Raw genomic sequence first — 21,284 nt, forward strand, 5'->3', positions numbered from 1 at the left:
TAATCATTGTAGGTTTTCAAAACGATATAAACAATATATAATTTAGATCAAAAGAATCTCAAATTGAGATAGATGGATGTGAGACAAACATGGAGTTGCGCCAACTGCGTTATTTTATGGAGGTGGCTGAAAGAGAACACGTTTCAGAAGCTGCTGATCATTTGCATGTGGCCCAATCAGCAATCAGCAGACAAATTGCCAATCTTGAAGAGGAATTAAATGTGACCTTATTTGAGCGTGAAGGGAGAAATATCAAACTCACGCCAATTGGGAAAGAATTTTTGATTCATGTGAAGACCGCAATGAAAGCCATTGATTATGCAAAAGAACAAATTGATGAGTATCTTGACCCGCACCGCGGAACGGTAAAGATCGGCTTTCCTACGAGCCTCGCCAGCCAGCTTTTGCCGACTGTCATTTCAGCATTTAAGGAAGAATATCCGCACGTCGAATTTTTGCTGCGCCAAGGCTCCTATAAGTTTCTGATCGAAGCTGTCAGAAACCGCGATATTGATCTAGCCTTATTAGGGCCGGTGCCGACGAATTTCTCTGATATAGCGGGAAAAATTTTATTCACTGAAAAAATTTACGCGCTTGTTCCATTAAATCATCCGCTTGCTCAACAAAAAACGGTTCATTTAATCGATTTGCGCAACGATCAATTTGTATTGTTCCCGGAAGGATTTGTACTCAGAAAAATGGCAATCGATTCCTGCAAACAAGCCGGCTTTGCTCCTCTCGTTTCAACGGAGGGTGAGGATTTGGATGCTATCAAAGGATTAGTGTCCGCAGGAATGGGCGTTACCCTTCTGCCTGAAAGTACGTTTGCTGAAACAACACCTCGTTTTACTGTGAAAATTCCAATTGAGTTCCCTCAAGTGAAACGGACTGTCGGAATCATTAAACCGAAAAATAGAGAGCTTGCGCCTTCTGCGAATGATTTTTATGAGTTTGTCATTCAATTCTTCTCTAAGCTGGAGCAGTATCAATAAAAAAATGAACCCGATCTTCTTTATAGAAGCTCGGGTTTTTTGCTGCAAATTAATTAACAGGCAAAGTAAAATCCACATGGCAAACAAATGCTTCTTGATCAATTAGCGCTTTGTTGATCAGTTCTTTCTTCTTTTCTGGTTCTTGAAGCTGTACAGAAGAATAATTAACGATTCCAAGCCCGATTTCTGTTCCTTGTGAATCCATTAGCCGAACAACTGAACCGCTTTTGAATTTTCCTTTAATCTTCTGTACACCGTCCAGGTATAAGCTCGATTGCCCATTTGTTATTTTTCGTGAATAATCATCTGATAAAATCATTTCACCTTCAGGACCGGAATTAAAAGCGATCCATTGTTCCTTTCGATTCAACGGAAGCGTTCCTTTTGCTTCAAAATAGGTGCCTGCCGCCTCTTCACGAACAGCATGGTATAAAATATCGCCGGCATCTGCCTGACCAAGAAAACCTTTAATGCCAGAAGCCATTACGATTTTAAATGCATCAAGCTTAGAGCGCATGCCGCCGGTTCCGACAACGCTCCCACTGTCACCTGCGCACGCTTCGATGTCAGGTGTTATTTCACTCACTCGCTGTATCCTTTTCGCTTCTGGATTTGTGCGCGGATTGCCGTCATATAATCCGTCGATATCTGATAAAATCACAAGCATATCTGCATCAATCAATCCAGCGACTTTTGCTGCGAGCGTATCATTGTCGCCAAACTTGAGCCGATTGACTGTAACTGTATCGTTTTCGTTTATGATCGGGATGATGCCGCGCTCGAGCAGCACATTCATTGTATTCCTGACATTGTTATACCGATATTCATCAGAAAAATCGCTTCTCGTAATTAAAATTTGGGATGCGACATAGCCGTGTGCCAAAAATAGTTTTGAATAAGCTTCCATCAGCAATCCCTGGCCGATTGAAGCTGACGCTTGTTTTTCTGGAAGCTTCTCGGGTCTTTGGATAAATCCGAGCTTCCGATATCCCGCCGCCACTGCGCCTGAGGAAACCAAAATCACTTCATATCCGGCGTCTTTAAGTTTGACGACCTGATCGACCAACGCTTCTAATTTTCGAATGCTGATTTCTCCATGAAGGCTTGTTAATGAACTGCTTCCAATCTTCACAACAACTCTTTTTATGCTTGTATCAGGCGTCACTTTATCACTCCTGATAGCGGCGCTGCTGTTTTTTCAATATCTTCGCTGATTTCCTTTGAACGCTTAGCCGCATGCTTTATCGCTTGAGAAATCGCTTCTCCGCCGCCGCTCTTTTTCAAGGCTTGCAGCCCTGCCGCTGTCGTTCCGTTCGGTGACGTGATATTGTCTCTCAAGATCTCGGGATGTTCTCCTGTCTCCATGAGCATTTTTGCTGCGCCTAATAGCGTCTGTGCACCGATGCTTCGAGATAACTGTTTATCAAGACCCGCTTCCTCACCTGTCTTTTCAATGAATTCCATTAAATAATAAAAGTACGCGGGACCACTGCCTGCAATTCCGGTGAATATGTCCATTTGATTTTCTTGGATTGTATAGACTTCGCCCATGCATCCGAGCAATGCTTCGGCCAGTTTCTTCAAGTCTTCTGACACATACTTGCCAAGGGCAATCGCTGTTGCAGAAGCGCCGATCATACTGGAAGTATTGGGCATCACTCTGACAACCGGCTGTTCATTAAGCAATGATTGTTCAATAAAAGAGGTGGTTATGCCGGCAAGGACCGACAATATTAATTGATGGGGTTGGATACGTGATTTTAGTGATGACAGAGCGTTTTCGGCATCTTTTGGCTTCATTGCCAAAATGAGCACATCCATGTCTTCAATACATAGTTGGTTCGGCAAGGCGCCTTTGATTCCATATTGAAGTTCAAGTTCAGTTAATCGCTCTGTATTGCTGCGGTTTGTAACGCAGATGTTTTGTTTCGGGATTTTGTTGGCACGAACGATACCTGATATCATTCCTTCCGCCATAGATCCTGCTCCTATAAAGGCTACTTTCTTTTGATCAAAGATCGGTAACATCTCCTTTGTTCGCTTTTTTGTTCGCATTTTCACACGTTTTAAATGTTACCACGTGAGGAAATGATGTCAAGTTTGAAGGTCATCATTGATTTGTATTGTTTCTTTTCGACAAATATGTATAATGTAAAGCAGAAAACACCCGGTGCAGCAGTGTGTACCGGGTGTTTGTTTCTATTAAAAATTATCTGAGAGAGCTTTTTCAATCAGTTTTTTACAGCGGTCCAGCTCAACTTTCAGCTGTTTTTTATATAGTTTGGCAGCTTCGTAATCTTTAAATTGATAGAGGACGACTTCCTGAAGCTTAGCCCCTTCTTTTTTTACTTTAATTTGTTTTAGTATCCCGTCATCAAGAAGCTCATGTAAAGACCGGTATACTTCTGTATGATTTGGTTTAAAACCAATCTCTTTAAATTCAGACCGAAGTACTTCAAGCAGCTTTAATCCATAGAGTCTCTCTTGCTCTGTCATTGTTATCATATAAAGCTTCAAAAATGCACGCTGTTTCACTAAAAAGCCGGTTGAACTCCTTTTTTCTTCTTTCATGATATGCACTCCTTCTTCTGTCAATGACAACACTATGTACTAAATATTCAATTTTCTTTTATTGTTTTCCTCCTTATATTAAAGACTGATCGTCGAGTTATCTCATGGTTACTGATTATAGGTGAAGCGGAAAATAAATAAGTCGTTGAACATTTGGCACATAGTTTTCTTAGTTCTATTATAGCCTACATTCACTGCCAGCTTCAATTTAAAACGATTTTCAGATTTGCATATGTCGGTATGAATTTCACTCAAATAAAAAAACCTGTCGAAAGACAGGTTCTCATTTTTACGGATTTGTTGACCATAATCCCGCTGTTTTGATGAAAATACGAGGATCTAATTTCAATTGCGCCACCATGTATTCAGCAAGATCTTCAGGCTGCATCACTTTTTCAGGATTACCGTCTGTCAAGTTCAATTCGATAGACATATCACTAGCGACAGTGCTCGGCGTTAACGCGCTGACTCTGATATTATGTTTTCTCACTTCTTGCATAAGAGACTCTGTTAACCCGAGAACGGCAAATTTAGAAGCGCTATAAGCACTTGTTACAGCAGCTCCTCTTTGACCCGCTGTAGACGAAATATTAATGATGTCTCCGGCTTTGCGTTCGATCATTTCCGGAAGCACCGCGCGAGTCACATGATACACCCCCATTAGGTTGACTTGTATTATATTTTCCCATTCATCGGCTGATAGATCTAAAAAACCGCCAAATTTGCTGATTCCGGCGTTGTTAATGAGAATATCGATATCACCAAGCTGTTCCTTCACTTGAGCTACGGCTTGGTTAACCTGCTCGGCATCTTTTACATCTGCAGCAGCAAATGCAGTTTTTACACCAAGCGCTTTGACTTCTTCTGCCACTTTTTCAACATTAGCGGCAGTCCGGCCGATTAACCCAATATTTACGCCTTCTTTCGCAAGAGCAAGAGCTGTAGCGCGGCCGATCCCTCTGCCTCCGCCTGTGATTAAAGCGGTTTTATTTTGTAAACTTTGCAATTGAAGCACCCTTTCTTTGTTTACCTATGTACGATATCACATTATAAGTAGAATATATCCAATACGCAAATCAAACGAACTGTGCAATCATCATTTCTTTGGATTAAAAAAGCGGAAACAGGGTAATGACAAAAGAAAAAAGGAGTGAACATATGGTTATTGTTTATATCAGTCTGGCAGTATTGGCTATTTCTATCATATTTTTAGGGTTTAATGTGATCCAAAACAAGAAAAAAATAGACCCCGCGCTAAAGGAGCTCACTTCTGTTACGCAGGCTATGCAAAAACAAGTCGAGGGATTAAAAACAGAAGCAGAGCTGCTGACGCAAAAACAAAAGAAGATTCAGCATGATGTCCAAATGAAAAAATACGCGTTTCAGCAGACAGCAGCTGAAGTGAAAGAAGTTCCCCAAGCAGTCAAAGAGGTGTGGCAGGCAGGACATTTTAATAGCAGATAAAGATGAATGAGATCTCGTTGTTACGATCAGAATGGACAATGGGATCTCATTTTTCGAGGAGGCTTACATATGATTATAAACCGCAGCTGCTTAAAGGAGTTCGCAGAGAAACTACATTTTCTTCCCTCTTCACTTACAAAGTCCGATTTACTTACTGATCCATTTCGTCTCCATCAAGAAAACGAACTTGCCATCTACTATTCACCTCATAATGAATTTATCAATCGGGATGCCTCACTTGTGATTGCCGGGATCACGCCGGGTTTTTCCCAGATGAAGACAGCGTACGAAACAGCCGCCGAAAGCCTGCGGCAAGGCGGGACTCTTGAGCAAATGGCAGTAGACACAAAAATAGCAGCGGGTTTCTCCGGATCAATGAGGCATAACCTTATTACCATGCTGGATTTATGCGGGCTGCCACAGGCTTTCGGCATTCAAAGCGCCGCGCAGCTTTTTGGTGACTTACGGCATATGCTCCATACAACTTCCGTTATTAAATATCCTGTCTTTATCCAGCAAAAAAACTATACCGGATACAAACCGGCCATCACTCGCTCTCCTATCCTAAGCACCTATGCTTTTGATCACTTCCCTGCGGAGCTCAATCATGTGGCGGGGCCAGCTCTTCTGATTCCGTTAGGAAAAGCCGCCGAAACAGTATGTGAAACATTGATCAGACAACACAGACTCCAGAATTTGATTTGCCTTAGCGGCTTTCCCCACCCATCAGGCGCAAACGGCCATCGTTTAAAACAATTCGCCAAAAACAAAGAGCTACTAGAAAGACAAATTTATTCTTTTGCTTCCTCATTTCCTCTTTTCTATAGAAAAGAGGAAATAAAAGGGATATGATAAACAGAAACAAACGTGGGGAGTGGTTGAATGTTTCCTGTATTAGAAACGGAGCGGCTTACACTTAGGCAAATGACAGATCAGGACGCGGAAGCCATTTTTGCTTGTTTCTCAAACCATGAAGTGACACGCTATTACGGACTTGAAAACATGGAATCTATAGAACAGGCCATTTCAATGATTCAAACCTTTGCCGCCCTCTATCAAGAAAAACGCGGTATAAGGTGGGGAATAGAAAGACAAGACACGAAAGAATTGATCGGAACAATTGGCTTTCACGCTCTGGCCCAAAAACATAGGCGTGCAGAGATCGGCTATGAAATCACCCCGGCGCATTGGCGAAACGGCTTTGCATCAGAAGCCATTTCAGAGGCTGTCTCCTATGGGTTTACTTCCCTTGGCCTGACGCGTATTGGCGCAGTTGTATTTACCCAAAATGAAGCATCAAATCGTCTGCTTATAAAAATGGGATTTCAAAAAGAAGGCGTTTTAAGACAGTACATGTATCAAAATGGAATTCCAAACGATACAAATGTATATTCTATTTTAACATCAAATGAATGAACAGGCGGCATTCTCTCGAATCCGTATGTACATTCCCTTTTCTCTAATGATTCATGACCTGTACAAAGTATGACATCACGATTTAAGGTTTTCATCTCTAATTCTTAATATAGTCAATATGAGCGTCCAAGCATGGACTGAACAAATCATAAAAAAACGCCCCTGAAACAGGGACGCTTTTTGATTAAGATGCATATTGAGGAGATGTTTCCTCCTTTACCGCTTTTTCTTCAGGTATATGAATGCATTTCGTCATGACCGCACTTGCAAGGTAAAGAACCGCAAAGATCCAGACGACGCCTTGCGCACCGACAAGGCCGATGAACAACCAAGCAAGCGCGGGACCGACAAACGCTGATAAACCTGCAGCCAAATTCAATACAGACATGGCTGCCCCTTTGTCTTTTCCGGCCACCGTCGGCACAATTGCACCGATCGGCACATAGCCTGCCAGCAAACCTCCCCAAATAAAGCCGATCACACTGACAACCGCTACACTTCCGCCGGAGAAAACCGGTGCGTAGTATAATAAGACGGTGAAAATACCGCAGCCGACTCCGCCGAACCACATAACAGTATTTTTCCAGCCGAATTTATCGCCGACAATTCCAAAGATAAGGTTAAACACAATGTTCCCCAGAAAAATGGTTCCCCAAATTTGCAGCCACACATTGGTTGAAATTCCGTGCTGAGCCATGTGCATCGGCAAAAAGACTGGGAATCCATATGTACCAATGCTGTTGATGATTCTGATGATTCCGCCGGTAAGCACGCGCGGATTTGTAAATAGAATCGTAACCCCTTTTAAAAGCTCCTCGGCTGTTTCTGATCGTTTTCTTTTCTTTTTTTCAAAACGGTCTTTATTGATAAACAATGCGAAGAATGCACCTAGACATACCCAGAATATAGAGCTCCAAAGCGTATTCAAATAACCGAACGCTTTGATCGCGTAGCTTGAGTACCAAGCACCGAATACAAACATGCCGAGGCAATAGGCAATCCAAAACCAGCCGACAGCAGTGCTCAGTCTGTTTTGCGGTGTTCTGTAAATGACCCATGTCAAGAAAGAATAAGCAAATAGCGGGTAGCCTAACCCTTTTACGAAGTAAGTCACATACATCACAGGGAGGTTTAGCTGTCCAAACCCAAACACGATAAAGGCGGCTGTACCGATTACATAAAACAACAGCCCCATAAACATCGTCCGTTTTGCGCCAAATGCTTCGAGACATACACCTGAAAACCAGGAAGCTATGGCAAGCGCAATCCCGTAAATGCTAAAAATTGAAGCGGATTGCTGAACAGTAAGTCCGTTTTCGGTCAGAAACGGGCTGAGCCAGCCTTGTTCAAGTCCGTCTCCCATCATAAACAAAACAACTCCTAAAAATCCCCACGCAAGCCGCTTCGGTATACCGATTTTATCCAACATATCTGTTTCCTCCTTAGATGCTTATATCCATTACCGTATTACCTTATTAAAGCTAAAAATTAGACAATTCCTCAAAACATCCGGATATGCCGCCTTATATCAACACTTTGCTTTCTGATCTTGAAAAAAAGCGCTGAGTTTGCTTCCATTCCTCATATAAAGCCAATTCTGTCTGACAGCTCTTCGGTTCGATCACCCGGACATTTGCTGACATCTCCTCCGTTAATTGAAAGGTTTCATTGCAAATGACTGCAGCACCAACGACAGATGCCTGATGATATCCCTCTTTGACATAGATTTTTTTCTGAAGAAGGTCAGCGATATATTGCGTGAGCGCTTTGCTTTGGAATCCCCCTCCACACACCCAAACATAGTCACGTGTAAACGGAGTAACCTCTGTTAAAATGTCAAAATTCCATTTGATTGAAAATGCGATCTCTTCTAGCGCCGCACGTACAAAATGTGCCCTCTTTAAATCTGCTGAAAGCGGAGTGTCAAAAAGAAAACCGCCTCTCGTCAATGCATTCTTTTCAGCTGATAAATAAGAGCCGAGAGCCGCTACACACGCATTGTCTTCTTTTGCAAGTGCAAAAATTTCCTCCTCCATTACGTCGTACGATTCATTCGGATAGAAAATCTGTTTTAATTTTTGATAATTCAGACCGGTAATTCCCGGATTCGTTTCTACTAGCCAATGCCCTTGATCTGTATGGCAGTTCAGCCAGGCTTTATGTTTTGTGTCGCCATGATCCGCAGTAATTTTGGTTATTGGCGTTGTTGTCCCTGATACGATGACAATGTCCCCAAGTCCAGCTCCTGTGCTTTTCACAGCTAGCTGTGTATCCCCGCCCCCAGTTATTACCTTAGCATTTATTGAAAGACCTAATTCGGCTGCATATTCATTTGCTATTGTTCCAATTGCTGTTCCCGCTCTTACAAGAGGCGGAAGGAGAGATGGAGAAAAGCCGAATATGTCGCACATCTCTTCTGACCAAGTATTGTGCTTCACATCAAACAGCAGCGTTTCTGTTGCCTGCGATGGTTCATATGTTAGGATTCCGCTCAGTTGGTATGTCACCCAATCACTGATGCTTGTAAAACTTGCAGTCTTTTCCCATAAAGAAGGCTGGCGCTGCTTCAAACCATAAAGCTTGAGCGCAGAAAAAAGCGCAGTCGGCAGACGGCCTGTACGGCTGTATATCTCTTCCCGATCGGGAATGCTCTCCTCCCACTCTCGGCCACGGTTATCTATGTTCGGCAGCCCGAGAAAAGAGTCACCGTTTTGATCGATCAGAACAATCCCCTGTCTTTGACTCGTCGATGTCAACCCAATGATGTCAATATCACGCGAACGGGATAGCGCACGTTTTGCCAACCTCATTACTTGCTTCCACAGTATCTGAGGAGAAAAATAACGGCTGTCCGGGTAAAGCGTCTCAGTGGAATACTCGATGTCCTCCCGTTCAACCGTTTGAACAATGCCTGAGACACTCACGACCGCTACCCTCGCATTGCCTGTGCCGATATCGAAAACGAGATAGCCTTTTTGTTTTTTCATTCTGTTAACCTCTTTTCTTTACCTCTGTTCTCAGTTTGTCTTTGTTATACAATGTCGGAATATTGGGAATTTTTTCAACCTTCCACTTTTTGAGGGCACCATTCATGATCGACACGTGATGATCCTCTACTTCAAAGGTTGCTCCAGCGAGATGCGGTGTTGCCAGAACATTAGGCAATGAGATCAATTCATAATCTGATTCCTCTGGAGGTTCATGATAAAAAACGTCTAGTACCGCACCTCTGATTTTATGTTCTTTTAATACAGATAAAAGATCTTCACGGTTTACGACAACTGCTCTTGAAGTATTGACGAAAATCGCACTCTCTTTCATCAAATCAAAATATTGCCGATCTATCAGTCCAAGTGTTTCCTCAGTGCGAGGCAGATGGACAGAAACGATATCACTGTCTGAAAACACCGTTTTAAGAGCTACTTTTTCATACAGCGGATGATCGTCTAGAATGTATGGATCGTAATACTTTATTTTACAGTCAAACGCAGTCAGCAGTTTTGCAATCCTTTGGCCAACCGCGCCGAACCCAATCATGCCAACCGTTTTTCCTGTTAGCTCATTTCCTTTAAATTTGACATAAGCCTGCAGGTAATCACTTTTCCACTTTCCATCCTTCAGCCATTGATTCGAGGCGCTGGTATGACGGAGAAAGGAAATCACATTTCCAATAAACATTTCGGCAACGGCTTGTGCATTCCGCCCTGGTGTATAAAAAACAGGTATACCCCTTTTTGAAGCAGCTGCCACATCCACATTGGAGGGCATTCCCCTGCAAACACCGACAAATGAAAGTTCGGGAACAGAAGCAAATACGCTGTCTGTTACCTGATCAAGCTCAGTAATCAAACCTGTCGCATTTGTTGCCTTTAGCAGATGAATGAGTTCATCCTCCCGATATGCCCGGCCTTGTTCTTTCCAAGATTGATAAATAACTGAGCCAAACAAGTTTTCAAGCTCTTTTCGCCCTTCTTCGTTGTACGGCGCTGTAACCAAAACCGTCATGGTGCAAAACATCCTTTTCATCGTATTTTCTCATAAAAAAATCTCTTTCCGAAGATGGAAAGAGATTCATATATGGGCGCGTTCTGTTACAGGCAGACGCCGGTATAAACCTTGCTTTCCTATCTTTCAAGCTGACGCTTGCTGGAATTGGCACAATAATGTTGCCGAGGTTTCATAGGGCCAGTCCCTCCACCTCTCTGGATAGAAAATGTTGAGTATGTAATTTTCAGAATTAAGAATACGTTTATCATAAAGAAGTCTCAGATTGATGTCAATCTCTTTTTTCAGAATTGACGTTATCATCCGAAATGTTATAATTCTTACAAAATATCTAACTAGAGAGGAACTGGGCCATGAAATCTTTTGCCACACAACAAAACGGCATTTTTAAATCCGTTTGCTCGCTGGACTGCCCGGATCAGTGCGGATTATTAGTACATAAAAAAGACGGAAAAATCGTGAAAGTGCAGGGAGATCCCGATCATCCTGTCACAGCTGGAAACATATGCAACAAAGTCCGAAACATGACGGAGCGCATCTATGATGAAAAGCGGCTGACTACACCGCTTAAACGGACAGGCGCGAAAGGCCAAGCGATATTTGAACCGATTTCTTGGGAAGAAGCGATTGATACGATCACCTCCCGCTGGAAGCAGCTGATTGATGAAGAGGGAGCTGAAAGCATACTTCCATACAGCTTTTACGGAAATATGGGGAAATTGACAGCTGAAGGAATGGACCGCCGCTTTTTTTACCGCATGGGATCAAGCCAGCTTGAACGGACGATTTGCAGCAAAGCGGGATCTGAAGGCTATAAATATACGATGGGTATTAGTGCTGGAATCGATCCTGAGGAAACCATTCATACAAAACTATTTATTTTTTGGGGAAATAACGCTGTCAGCACAAACATGCACCAAATTACAATCGCCCAAAAAGCGCGAAAAAAAGGTGCCAAAATTGTCGTGATCGATGTACATAAAAATCAGACAGGGCGTCTTGCAGATTGGTTTATTCCAATAAAGCCGGGAACTGACAGCGCACTTGCTCTTGGCATCATGCACATTTTATTTAAAGAAAATCTTCACGATGAAGCATTCCTGTCTGAATACACGGTCGGCTACGACAAGCTCCGTGAACACGTGAAACAGTATAGTCCGGAAAAGGTATCAATGATCACCGGGATCAGCACTGAAGATATTTATCAGCTGGCAAGAATGTATGGGAAAGTCTCCCCTTCTTTTATCAGAATCGGAAATGGAATCCAGCATCACGATAACGGCGGGATGATTGTAAGGACGATTGCCTGTCTTCCGGCGATCACCGGCCAATGGCTGCACACGGGAGGCGGCGCAATTAAGCATAACAGCGGAATTTTAGAATATAACACAAATGCCTTGCAGCGGCCCGACTTATTGAAAGGACGCACACCGAGGTCGTTTAATATGAATCAGCTTGGCAAGGTGCTTTTGGAAACAGATCCGCCTATCCGCTCTCTTTTTATTTACGGAACAAACCCTGCCGTCGTTGCGCCGCAAGCAAACAAAGTCAGACAAGGCTTGCTGCGGGAAGACTTGTTTACTGTAGTTCATGATTTGTTTTTAACGGAAACGGCTGCATATGCGGACATTGTACTGCCTGCAACATCCGCTTTTGAGAACACTGATTTTTATACCTCCTACTGGCACCATTACATTCAGCTTCAGCAGCCGGTGATTGAGAACTATGGAGAAAGCAAGTCTAATACTGAGGTGTTCCGATTACTGGCTGAAGCAATGGGATTCACAGACCAGGAACTCAAGGATTCAGATGAAGAATTAATCCGCCAAGCGCTTGACCATCCAGATAATCCGCATTTGGCAGAGATTAATTACGATTCACTTACTAAGCATTCATTTATGAAAGCGAAACGCGATAAACCGCTGTTTCCTGGCAAACTTCCAACGCCAAGCGGAAAAATAGAATTATATTCAGAACAAATGAAACAAGCTGGCTTCCCGGCTTTACCGACATTTACGCCTCTTGTAACCGATAATGAACATCCTTTTATGTATGTTCCGGCGCCAAACCATAATTTCTTAAACTCAACGTTTTCAAACAATGAAAAACACATCAAGCTCGAAAAGACGCCAAAGCTCTTTATCAACACAAAAGATGCTGAAGAACATGGAATCGTTGATGGGGCTCCTGTACGAGTTTGGAACAGCCGGGGAGAATGTGAGCTGACCGCATCAGTCGGAGAACAAGTGCTGCCAGGTGTCGTTGTCAGCCAAGGATTATGGGCAGATGAGCAAGGAAAAAAACAGCTTGTAAACGCGCTAACCCCAGACCGGCTGTCCGATATGGGAGGCGGCGCCACCTTTTTTTCAGGCCGTGTACAGATTGAAAAGGTTTGAAAAAACAGCCAGTATTCGTTTTGGCTGTTTTCTTTCAAATTTAATGAAACCCGGAGCATGCCAAGCCCGTATATCATAACATTGACATAATGGAGGCATGCATATGGACGTTTTTTTAGGAATCGGTATTGCTTTGGCTGGCTATTTTATCGGTGAAGGCTTAAAGCAAATGAACCATCCAAAAGCATATGAAAAAAGTGATACCTATCTTATAAAAGAACGAGATATTCACTTTTACATCGGACATTTTTTAGGAATTACTACAGCTGAGGCTAAACAGTTAGCCGGAGATATGAAAGACATCCCTTACATCGAAATAAACGGAAAAAGATATGTACAGAAACAGATGTTAAAAGAATGGACATTCACATTAGTTGAAAAACAGCAGGGTGAATAAAGAAAAACTGAGGAGAGCGCAATGCTCTCCTCAGTTTAGTTTAGCCCTTTGCCATAAGCGATGTTAAAACGATTAACCCCATCAATTTCTTTCCTCAAACAGGACAAAATGTCCGTTCCACTACAATAGATTTTATATTCTCTTTGATTGATGACGTTTCATCTTGATGAACGTATGTATCGTAAAAACTTAGAAAACCTATTCGGATTGAATATGTGCTCTCATTATGCCCTTCCATACTGGGCCTTTATCCTAAAACTTTTAGGTTCACGCAGCAATGTAAATGCAATATCCTCAATTTTTAATGAATCCCCGACTTTTTTCATATTCGACTTCAGTTTCTCTGATTTGCTTTATACGCCCGAAGCTGTACGTTTATAAAAGATCAGAGAATCCCAGAACCAGTAAATCACTGCAGCTGTAATACTTAACAGATAATAAATATACGATTGCAATGTCCATGCTATTGACGCAGGTTCACCAATAAAAAATAACAGGAAAGCTACGATAAAAGCAATCACACTGTAAATCAATAAATACATGACATTGAATGTTCTCGCTTTTTTCTGCAACATCATTTGCAGCGGAACAGCAAAAAGGCCATACATCATAAAACCGTATAATAAAGCAATTGCTGCTGTAAACAATGCAATTATCATATCGCCATACATAACGAAAGAATATAGCCCGAAAAACAAACCAAACGTAAGGCTGGATAGCCCTAATGTCATTAGATAATATGCTGCGATTTTTTTCATTTTTTCACCCCCCTTGTTTGATTTATTCACAGTGCTGTTAGTATACATTCACAACCTTTGCATTTCTTTTATCGAGATGTCTTCCCCCACTGCCATACGCAATGCGATGATAAAAAGTTTCAAAAATGCCGGCTTTTTATTAAATAATACGATTGGCATGGAGATGCCTCTCCTGATTGTCCAAATCGCGAATGAAAAAAACGAATGAATACCTGATCAACAGACAAAATAAGAAGAGTTGATATTTCAACACTTTTCGTAAAGGAGTGAAACCTATGAGCCAAAAAGGAATTCAAAATTCAAGTATTGAACAAATAAAAAATGACCATGAGACTGAGACAGCTTTTAAAGCAGATGATCCTAAAAAACATGGTTCTTCTGATCCTAAAAGAACGAAATAAGTTCTTGCCCTCATTAAAATTTCAATAATCTGGAGGAAGTAAAGTGACTCAAAAAAACGGAGCCGACAGACCTGATGATTATAAAAGATTTTCTTCAATAGACAAGGAATATAATTTTCAGCAATCTGTAAGCAGCAATGCTGAGACAGAAAACACTGAAACACAAACTCATAACAAAGAAAACATAAATGACACAACGGGTGTAGCCGGGAAATCCTTTGAGCCCTCAGATTATAAAGGGACCACACAATTAGAAAAAGGATTGGCTGAAACTCATGAACAAGTCAGCGATGACTATTTTGAAGGGACGATCGATCAAAACTTGGACTAGTCATTCAAACGGAACGAGCTTGAGAAAAAAGCCGGTTCCGTTTTTAGAAACAATCTCAATAAAGGCAGTAAAACCCCACCTCATGAGATGGGGTTTTGCGCTTTAGTAATCTGATTAATATTTAAAACGGTTAATGACGGATTGAAGTTCTTCCGCCAACTGAGATAAAGATTCTGCAGCATAGGAGATTTCCTCCATTGAATGTAGCTGTTCCTGTGATGATTTTGCAACCGCTTCTGTATTTGCTGACGTTTCTTTTGTTCCAGCGGCCAGTGTATGAACTGTGTGCTGAATCACTTCAACGCCTGAAGTAAGCTGTTGAGTTGCTGCTGCGACTTCTTGTATTTGAGAAGTGACCTGTTCCACCAGGTTCAGGATTTCATTGAAATTTCCTGTTGTTTCTTGAGAAAGAACAATACCTGAGGTCACATTTTCTTGAACAACCTTAATATTATTTACCGTTTCTATCGATTCGTTTTGGATGGTCGCTACCACCGATTGAATGTGGTTTGCTGATTTATTTGTTTCGTCCGCTAATTTCCGAACTTCTTCAGCCACCACAGCAAATCCTTTTCCTTGCTCTCCCGCTCTGGCCGCCTCGATCGCTGCATTTAGGGCCAACAAATTGGTCTGCTCGGAAATTGTTGTGATAAGCGAGGAAATATCACTGATTTCTGCTGTGCTCGCTACCAATGCCTGTAATCCATTCCCGGCTGAATCTACGGATTTATCAATAAATTTCATCTGATCTAACATCTTGTTAACTGATTTAGATCCTATTTCAGCCTTGTCTCTCATCGAAGAAGAAAGATCCGCTATGTTCCCTGTATTTGAAGCAACAGATGATATACTGTCTAATAATTCAGTGATGGATTCTGCGCTCTTTTCTGTCATTGAGCTTTGCTTCACATTGCTGTCTGCAGCCATCTGCATGGATTGGGAAATATGTTCAGATGTTGATTTTGATTCTTCTGCGCTTGCCGATAATTCTTCGGAGGAAGCGGCGACTTGTTCAGATGAACTGCTGATTTGCTTCACAATTTGCGATAATGAATGAGTAAAAGCATTAAAAGATTGGGCAAGCTGGCCAAATTCATCTTTATTTTTCACTATGACTTTTTTGGTTAAATCAGCCTCACCGTGGGCAATTTCTTCTAGCTGCTTATTTATACTTCTTAGTGGCACCATAATGGACTTTAACAGCATTATGCTTAGAACAATGCCTAATATTACTGATATTCCTGTGACAGTGATGATGAGCCATTGACTCATTTTCCCATTGCCCCGTATTTCATCCTTTAGATCCTCTACCTCTTGATCCAGGCGATCAGACAGCTTATTGACAGCCGGATCTACGACTTCTTTTCTTAGTGTTCTTTCTTCTCCAAAATGGATGGTTTCTGCTTTTTTCGGATCTGAAGAGTAGGCTGTTAATACTTGCTGATTCAAAGCTCTATACTGAGTAAAACTTGTCTTAATGTCTTCAATATTGGATTGATACTTCTCTTCATCAATCAAGTCATTAACCCGATCAAGGCTCTTTAAGACATCGTCTGATTTTTCCTTCATGCCTTCGTCATATTCTTTGTCTCCAGTAATCAAGAAGCCTCTTTCATCATTTGATAACCCGGTCAATTCATACTGAATGTGTTTCATCTCTTTTTGGAATTCCATTTTGTCTTTAAGTTCTTCATTCTTTTTCACAATAGAAGAAATCATAAAAACTGAGGAGCCCCCAATTCCAATGATTGAAACAACTAGTATTGATATAATCCCCAGCAATTTTGTTTTCACTTTCATGTGTCGTTTTCCCTTTCTCCACGAAGTAATGGCTGAAATAAAATATATTCAAGCGTATGAATCCAATTCGTTTACGCTTATGCCCATAATATCGACACGTGTTATCAAGTTTTATAGTGATGCTTTCACATAAATAAGCAAGTGTTTTGACGTCTCTGAACTTACAGAAAAACCTTTACGGTATGTAAGTCACTCTTATTTGTTTTTCTAAAAAAGGCTTTTCCCATCTCAAATTGGCTGAACAGGCTGTTTTCTCGAAAATATAATGACAATACGCAGCATACATTTAAGGAGCGATACACTAAAATGGGGATCATCAATGGCAAAGAATTCATTGACCGATTGAACAAACTAGAAAACGAAATATGGTATGATGGCAAAAAAATAAAGGGTAACATTTCTGATCATCCGGCATTTAAAGGAATACTCAAAACAAAAAGCTCGCTTTATGAACTGCAAACAAAGGATGAGTTAATAAACGAAATGACTTATTGCCTTCCTGGAGATCATGATCGAATCGGCCTTTCCTATCTCCAGCCTAAGACCAAGAATGATTTGAAAAAAAGAAGAAACATGATTGAACATTGGGCTAGACACACTCACGGAATGATGGGGAGAAGTCCGGATTACATGAATACGGTTATGATGAGCTTTGCTTCGTCAGCAGAGCTTCTAAAAGATAAAGAGAATTGCTTTCCTGAACATATACTAGATATGTATAAACAAGCTGCTAAGCATGACCTTTCTTTTACCCATACATTCATTACCCCGCAAGTGAACCGGTCACAGTCCTATTTCGGGCTAAGTGAAAAACCGATATCTGCTAAAGTCATTGATAGAACCGAAAAAGGTTTAATCATTCATGGCGCGCGTCTGCTTGCAACACAAGGCGGGTTGACTGATGAAATATTGGTTTTTTCAGCGCCTAAACTTTTCTTTGAAACAGATGAAGCTTATGCTTTTTCACTCCCTTCTAATACAAAAGGCGTCAAATTCATCACAAGAGAATCATTTGTGTTAAGCGACTCTGCCTTTAATCACCCCTTAAGCTCAAGGTATGAAGAGATGGATTCAATTGTAGTTTTTGATCATGTGTTAGTGCCATGGAATCGTGTGTTTTTTTACGATAATGTGGAAGCAGCTAAAGAATTTATGACAAAAAGCTCATTTCATGCTTTTACCTTTCACCAGGTTGTCATTAGGCAAATGATAAAAATTGAATTTCTATTAGGCGTTGCACAGCTTCTGGTTGACACCATTAATGTTTCCGAATATCAGCACATACAAGAAAAGCTCTCTGAAATCATTGTGGGATTGGAAACAATCAAAGCGCTCATTGACAAGTCGGAAAATGACGCTCAATTAGATGAATTCGGCTATATGCGCCCTAGTTTAATTCCTCTTCAAGTCATCAGTACGATTATTCCTAAGCTATATCCTCGATTTACTGAAATCATACAATTAATTGGAGCTAGCGGAATGGTGACACTGCCTACTGAAAATGCATTTGATTCAGAGATACGGGAAGATCTTGACCAATATCTTCAAGCAACCAATACAAATGCTGAAGAACGGGTGAAAATTTTCCGATTGGCATGGGATTTAACAATGAGCTCATTCGGAACAAGACAAACCCATTACGAAAGATACTTTTTCGGAGATCCTATTCGGATTTCAAGCAGGCTGTATACCAGCTATCCAAAGCAGGGGCAGTTGAACATCATAAAAGCATTTTTACAAGCAGATGTAGAACAATGAAAAAAACAGCGGAAAAAGATCCGCTGTTTCGTATTTTTTATTTAGGAAACTGTACATGCCCTGGCACTGTATATGCATTGGACGTTCCGCTTTCAGGAAGCTTTGGAAGGGTGTCTTTCACGACTTTCCCGCGAATGTCAGTTATTCTGACTTTGAGAGAGCCTGTCCCTAAATTCGTACTGACAAAATGGTTATAATCCATTTTTTCCATGTTAATCCACTTGCCATCTTTTTCATATTCCATTTTCATAACAGGATATCTGTGGTTTCTGACTTGAATTGCCGCCCACCACCTGCTGCTGCCTTCTTTGACCCGGTACGTGAAATTTCCGGTGATTGGAGCTTTGACAACACGCCATTTAATATTGATTTTTCCATCTTTCATATTCCCGATTTTACGGAAGGCATTAGGTGACAGATCGAGAGCTCCCCGAGCACCTTCGGGATATAGATCAGTAACATAAACGATTGTTTTCCCTTTTGGCCCTTCAACTTCCAAATAAGAGCCGGCAAGAGCTGCTTTTACTCCTCCGTAATTGAGATCCGCTGGATTTATTGCAGTAATCTCCATATCGGAAGGAATGGGATCCAACAGGAAAGCTCCTCCTGAATAACCTGACCCTGTATACGTTGCATATCCTTCATGCAGGTCGTCATATGCTGCCGAAGCTTGCGGGGAAAAACAGAGGATCGTCAATAAAACCATACCAACAAATGCACTCATGATCTTTTTCATACTTGGTCCTCCTCAAACCAGACTTCAAATGAGAATCATTATCATTATAAGACTCAATCCAACTGGTTTGAAAGAGGAAATAGATTCATAGTTGATTTTAAGGCGAATTCACTATCATTCATATATCTAATGAAGCGTACTTATGAAAAAAGCAATTCGAATGAACGAATGTGCACATCAGCCGAATTTCTTATTTTCACCTCACAAAATTCACATAACAATCACGAAATGAGACAGGCTGTTGGCCTGATAACAGCTATGCAGGAAAAGCTATTTTTCCCCGCTTAGTTTCAACTTAGCTGTCATCATAATGCCAAAGATCAGCACAATCGGCACCCAAATAATGAAGTGATTAAAATCAGGCTCAGCCAGAGCAACAATAATAGCTCCCACACAATATAAAATAATAGCCAGTGCTCTTAACACAGTATCTCTTAAGAAAGTCTTCTTTTGCTTCTTAAAAAACAAACGGCCGGATATATCCTCTAATAGAGAAGCGAGTGTTCCGGTCAATACAGTTGAAGAAATACCTGCGATCCCCAGTTTTTTGGCTGCTATCGTTTGAATCCCCATGGAAATGCTCATGAGTATAATCAAAATGTGCACAGGAACAAAAGCCCGGTAAAAAGAAAGACAAGCAAAGACAAATAAAATGAATGCTTCAAGTGCAAGGGCTTTTGTTACAGCAGCAGGCCAAAGGGTATTTTCCGCCTTTCCGACAATCAGTGTTGCAATGATCACGCCGCATATAAATCCAATGAGCGCAGTTAAGGAATTGAAAACAGTGACCTGAAGGGATTTGCCGATAGCTAATCCCAATAATACAATGTTTCCAGTCATATTAGCTGTGAACACATGTCCCAAGCTTAAATACCCAATTACATCCACGATTCCAGCTGTTAAACATAAAAATGATAGCAAGGTGTTTCGATAAGCGGCTGCAGTCAACGTTGTATCAATCCTTTCTTCTATTTCAATTGTTAGTATGTCTTTTGGCGCAATCTGTATTTTTTAAGTAACCAAGCGTTAATTGGGAAGATAGAACCTATCATTCCTTTCCATTAACTGTAATAATAATCTCCGCAAGGAAATGATTAAAATTGAAAGGAAGTATATTGTAATGAAACGATTTTGTTTATGGTTCGCCGTGTTTGGTTTGTTATTGGTTCTCTTGCCTGATAAAGCGTTAGGCGCAGTCGATTTTCCGAATACCTCGACAAATGGCCTTTTAGGATTTGCCGGAAATGCTAAAAATGAAAGAGGCATTTCCAAAGCGGGCACAACGGGTGGGAAAAACGGGCAGATTGTTTACATTCAAAGCGTAAATGATTTAAAAACCCATCTAGGAGGATCCACACCAAAAATTTTAGTGCTCCAAAATGATCTTTCCGCATCTGCGAAAACAACAGTTACCGTTGGCTCAAATAAAACACTCGTGGGCTCTTACGCGAAAAAAACGCTGAAAAATATTTATTTAACAACTTCTTCAGCTTCTGGAAATGTCATTTTTCAAAATTTAACGTTTGAACACAGTCCGCAGATTAACGGAAATAATGATATCCAGCTTTATTTAGACTCCGGCATGAACTATTGGATAGATCACGTCACATTCTCAGGCCACAGCTATAGTGCAAGCGGGAGTGATTTGGACAAACTCCTGTATATCGGTAAATCAGCAGATTATATCACGATCAGCAACTCAAAATTTGCGAATCATAAATACGGTTTGATTTTAGGATACCCAGATGATTCTCAGCATCAATATGACGGCTACCCGCACATGACAATCGCAAATAATTATTTTGAGAACCTGTATGTTAGAGGCCCGGGTCTGATGAGATACGGATACTTTCATGTTAAAAACAATTACAGCAACAATTTTAACCAGGCGATTACGATTGCCACAAAAGCAAAAATATATTCCGAATATAATTACTTTGGGAAAGGCAGTGAAAAAGGCGGAATCCTTGACGACAAGGGCACCGGTTATTTCAAGGATATAGGCAGCTACCCTTCACTCAACAAGCAAACCTCCCCTTTGACTTCATGGAATCCGGGGACAAATTACAGTTATCGCGTTCAAACACCGGAGTATACAAAAGAATTTGTCACGAAATATGCCGGATCACAAAGTACAACTCTGGTATTTGGCTACTGATATAAAAGAGGCCTGCGTAAAAAACGCCGTGCCTCTTTTTGTTCTTAAACGCGATTTTTAAACGATCCTTGGTCAAACCAAAAAGCATTATTTCTTTTTCA

At 41.2% G+C, this 21,284-nt stretch carries 20 protein-coding genes, 1 pseudogene and 1 riboswitch; of the genes and pseudogenes, 10 read left to right on the forward strand and 11 right to left on the reverse strand.

Annotated features, from left to right (window positions below):
- Positions 1-89: 89 nt before the first annotated feature.
- Positions 90-992 carry a glutamate biosynthesis transcriptional regulator GltC gene (gltC, locus tag MY9_RS10135; RefSeq protein WP_014664178.1) on the forward strand — a complete coding sequence of 301 codons (903 nt, stop codon included), beginning with the start codon at positions 90-92 and terminating at the stop codon, positions 990-992.
- A gap of 49 nt (positions 993-1,041) precedes the next feature.
- On the opposite strand, the gene proB is transcribed toward gltC, so the two are convergent.
- From proB to MY9_RS10155, 4 genes are all read right to left on the reverse strand, one after another.
- Positions 1,042-2,157, reverse strand: a complete 1,116-nt coding sequence (proB, locus tag MY9_RS10140) for a glutamate 5-kinase (protein WP_014664179.1) — start codon at positions 2,155-2,157, stop codon at positions 1,042-1,044.
- A complete protein-coding gene (gene proC / locus MY9_RS10145; RefSeq protein WP_010886524.1) occupies positions 2,154-3,047 on the reverse strand; it encodes a pyrroline-5-carboxylate reductase in 894 nt (297 codons plus the stop codon). Before proC ends, proB begins: the two co-directional genes overlap by 4 nt.
- A 147-nt stretch (positions 3,048-3,194) precedes the next feature.
- A complete protein-coding gene (gene rtp, locus MY9_RS10150; protein WP_003220337.1) occupies positions 3,195-3,563 on the reverse strand; it encodes a replication termination protein in 369 nt (122 codons plus the stop codon).
- A 289-nt stretch (positions 3,564-3,852) separates the two neighbouring features.
- Positions 3,853-4,569 carry a 3-ketoacyl-ACP reductase gene (locus MY9_RS10155; protein WP_040082991.1) on the reverse strand — a complete coding sequence of 239 codons (717 nt, stop codon included), beginning with the start codon at positions 4,567-4,569 and terminating at the stop codon, positions 3,853-3,855.
- A gap of 152 nt (positions 4,570-4,721) precedes the next feature.
- On the opposite strand from MY9_RS10155, the gene MY9_RS10160 reads away from it, so the two are divergent.
- The 3 genes and pseudogenes from MY9_RS10160 (at position 4,722) to MY9_RS10170 (ending at position 6,443) form a co-directional block, all read left to right on the forward strand.
- On the forward strand, positions 4,722-5,027 hold the full coding sequence (locus MY9_RS10160; RefSeq protein ID WP_014664180.1) for a DUF948 domain-containing protein: 306 nt from the start codon (positions 4,722-4,724) through the stop codon (positions 5,025-5,027).
- A gap of 69 nt (positions 5,028-5,096) precedes the next feature.
- Positions 5,097-5,868 (forward strand): annotated as a pseudogene (locus MY9_RS10165) (hypothetical protein).
- A 41-nt stretch (positions 5,869-5,909) separates the two neighbouring features.
- Entirely contained in the window at positions 5,910-6,443 is a 534-nt protein-coding gene (locus MY9_RS10170) for a GNAT family N-acetyltransferase (RefSeq protein WP_014664182.1), read from the forward strand.
- Positions 6,444-6,627: 184 nt separating this feature from the next.
- Here the strand turns inward: MY9_RS10170 and MY9_RS10175 are convergent, their stop codons facing one another.
- The 3 genes from MY9_RS10175 to MY9_RS10185 form a co-directional block, all read right to left on the reverse strand.
- The gene (locus tag MY9_RS10175; protein ID WP_014664183.1) at positions 6,628-7,872 is read right to left on the reverse strand and encodes an MFS transporter; all 1,245 of its coding nucleotides are present in this window, start codon (positions 7,870-7,872) and stop codon (positions 6,628-6,630) included.
- A gap of 94 nt (positions 7,873-7,966) precedes the next feature.
- Complete coding sequence (locus tag MY9_RS10180; protein WP_014664184.1) at positions 7,967-9,430, reverse strand: FGGY-family carbohydrate kinase; 1,464 nt, start codon at positions 9,428-9,430, stop codon at positions 7,967-7,969.
- A gap of 4 nt (positions 9,431-9,434) precedes the next feature.
- Positions 9,435-10,469, reverse strand: coding sequence for a 2-hydroxyacid dehydrogenase (locus MY9_RS10185; RefSeq protein ID WP_081483623.1), 1,035 nt, complete (start codon positions 10,467-10,469; stop codon positions 9,435-9,437).
- Positions 10,470-10,564: 95 nt separating this feature from the next.
- A riboswitch (SAM riboswitch) is annotated at positions 10,565-10,656 on the reverse strand.
- A 145-nt stretch (positions 10,657-10,801) separates the two neighbouring features.
- On the opposite strand from MY9_RS10185, the gene MY9_RS10190 reads away from it, so the two are divergent.
- Together MY9_RS10190 and MY9_RS10195 are read left to right on the forward strand one after the other, a co-directional pair.
- Positions 10,802-12,844 (forward strand): molybdopterin oxidoreductase family protein, encoded by a 2,043-nt coding sequence (locus MY9_RS10190; protein ID WP_014664186.1) that lies wholly within the window; start codon positions 10,802-10,804, stop codon positions 12,842-12,844.
- A 103-nt stretch (positions 12,845-12,947) separates the two neighbouring features.
- Positions 12,948-13,241, forward strand: a complete 294-nt coding sequence (locus MY9_RS10195; RefSeq protein ID WP_014664187.1) for a hypothetical protein — start codon at positions 12,948-12,950, stop codon at positions 13,239-13,241.
- A gap of 353 nt (positions 13,242-13,594) precedes the next feature.
- On the opposite strand, the gene MY9_RS10200 is transcribed toward MY9_RS10195, so the two are convergent.
- Entirely contained in the window at positions 13,595-13,999 is a 405-nt protein-coding gene (locus tag MY9_RS10200) for a UPF0715 family protein (protein WP_014664189.1), read from the reverse strand.
- Between the two features lie 275 nt (positions 14,000-14,274).
- On the opposite strand from MY9_RS10200, the gene MY9_RS10205 reads away from it, so the two are divergent.
- Together MY9_RS10205 and MY9_RS10210 are read left to right on the forward strand one after the other, a co-directional pair.
- Positions 14,275-14,400, forward strand: a complete 126-nt coding sequence (locus MY9_RS10205) for a hypothetical protein (RefSeq protein ID WP_014664191.1) — start codon at positions 14,275-14,277, stop codon at positions 14,398-14,400.
- Positions 14,401-14,443: 43 nt separating this feature from the next.
- Positions 14,444-14,731, forward strand: a complete 288-nt coding sequence (locus MY9_RS10210) for a YozQ family protein (protein ID WP_014664192.1) — start codon at positions 14,444-14,446, stop codon at positions 14,729-14,731.
- 114 nt (positions 14,732-14,845) lie between these two features.
- Here MY9_RS10210 and MY9_RS10215 read toward each other — a convergent pair whose 3' ends face one another.
- Entirely contained in the window at positions 14,846-16,531 is a 1,686-nt protein-coding gene (locus MY9_RS10215; protein ID WP_014664193.1) for a methyl-accepting chemotaxis protein, read from the reverse strand.
- 306 nt (positions 16,532-16,837) lie between these two features.
- Here MY9_RS10215 and hpaB point away from each other — a divergent pair, with 306 nt between their 5' ends.
- Entirely contained in the window at positions 16,838-18,289 is a 1,452-nt protein-coding gene (hpaB, locus tag MY9_RS10220; protein ID WP_014664194.1) for a 4-hydroxyphenylacetate 3-monooxygenase, oxygenase component, read from the forward strand.
- Between the two features lie 37 nt (positions 18,290-18,326).
- Here hpaB and exlX read toward each other — a convergent pair whose 3' ends face one another.
- Both exlX and MY9_RS10230 read right to left on the reverse strand, forming a co-directional pair.
- On the reverse strand, positions 18,327-19,025 hold the full coding sequence (gene exlX, locus MY9_RS10225; protein WP_014664195.1) for an expansin ExlX: 699 nt from the start codon (positions 19,023-19,025) through the stop codon (positions 18,327-18,329).
- A 270-nt stretch (positions 19,026-19,295) separates the two neighbouring features.
- Positions 19,296-19,973, reverse strand: a complete 678-nt coding sequence (locus tag MY9_RS10230; RefSeq protein ID WP_014664196.1) for a YoaK family protein — start codon at positions 19,971-19,973, stop codon at positions 19,296-19,298.
- A 172-nt stretch (positions 19,974-20,145) separates the two neighbouring features.
- On the opposite strand from MY9_RS10230, the gene MY9_RS10235 reads away from it, so the two are divergent.
- Positions 20,146-21,183, forward strand: coding sequence for a polysaccharide lyase family 1 protein (locus tag MY9_RS10235; RefSeq protein WP_014664197.1), 1,038 nt, complete (start codon positions 20,146-20,148; stop codon positions 21,181-21,183).
- The last annotated feature ends 101 nt before the right edge of the window (positions 21,184-21,284 follow it).

It is taken from the genome of Bacillus sp. JS (assembly GCF_000259365.1).
GTDB classification, from domain to species: domain Bacteria; phylum Bacillota; class Bacilli; order Bacillales; family Bacillaceae; genus Bacillus; species Bacillus stercoris.

Excerpts from the sequence above, each read along its gene's own strand:
- gltC (WP_014664178.1), top strand. The coding sequence starts at position 90 with ATGGAGTTGCGCCAACTGCGTTATTTTATGGAGGTGGCTGAAAGAGAA.
- proC (WP_010886524.1), bottom strand. The coding sequence starts at position 3,047 with ATGCGAACAAAAAAGCGAACAAAGGAGATGTTACCGATCTTTGATCAA.
- rtp (WP_003220337.1), bottom strand. The coding sequence starts at position 3,563 with ATGAAAGAAGAAAAAAGGAGTTCAACCGGCTTTTTAGTGAAACAGCGT.
- MY9_RS10160 (WP_014664180.1), top strand. The coding sequence starts at position 4,722 with ATGGTTATTGTTTATATCAGTCTGGCAGTATTGGCTATTTCTATCATA.
- MY9_RS10170 (WP_014664182.1), top strand. The coding sequence starts at position 5,910 with ATGTTTCCTGTATTAGAAACGGAGCGGCTTACACTTAGGCAAATGACA.
- MY9_RS10175 (WP_014664183.1), bottom strand. The coding sequence starts at position 7,872 with ATGTTGGATAAAATCGGTATACCGAAGCGGCTTGCGTGGGGATTTTTA.
- MY9_RS10180 (WP_014664184.1), bottom strand. The coding sequence starts at position 9,430 with ATGAAAAAACAAAAAGGCTATCTCGTTTTCGATATCGGCACAGGCAAT.
- MY9_RS10185 (WP_081483623.1), bottom strand. The coding sequence starts at position 10,469 with ATGAAAAGGATGTTTTGCACCATGACGGTTTTGGTTACAGCGCCGTAC.
- MY9_RS10190 (WP_014664186.1), top strand. The coding sequence starts at position 10,802 with ATGAAATCTTTTGCCACACAACAAAACGGCATTTTTAAATCCGTTTGC.
- MY9_RS10195 (WP_014664187.1), top strand. The coding sequence starts at position 12,948 with ATGGACGTTTTTTTAGGAATCGGTATTGCTTTGGCTGGCTATTTTATC.
- MY9_RS10200 (WP_014664189.1), bottom strand. The coding sequence starts at position 13,999 with ATGAAAAAAATCGCAGCATATTATCTAATGACATTAGGGCTATCCAGC.
- MY9_RS10205 (WP_014664191.1), top strand. The coding sequence starts at position 14,275 with ATGAGCCAAAAAGGAATTCAAAATTCAAGTATTGAACAAATAAAAAAT.
- MY9_RS10215 (WP_014664193.1), bottom strand. The coding sequence starts at position 16,531 with ATGAAAGTGAAAACAAAATTGCTGGGGATTATATCAATACTAGTTGTT.
- hpaB (WP_014664194.1), top strand. The coding sequence starts at position 16,838 with ATGGGGATCATCAATGGCAAAGAATTCATTGACCGATTGAACAAACTA.
- exlX (WP_014664195.1), bottom strand. The coding sequence starts at position 19,025 with ATGAAAAAGATCATGAGTGCATTTGTTGGTATGGTTTTATTGACGATC.
- MY9_RS10235 (WP_014664197.1), top strand. The coding sequence starts at position 20,146 with ATGAAACGATTTTGTTTATGGTTCGCCGTGTTTGGTTTGTTATTGGTT.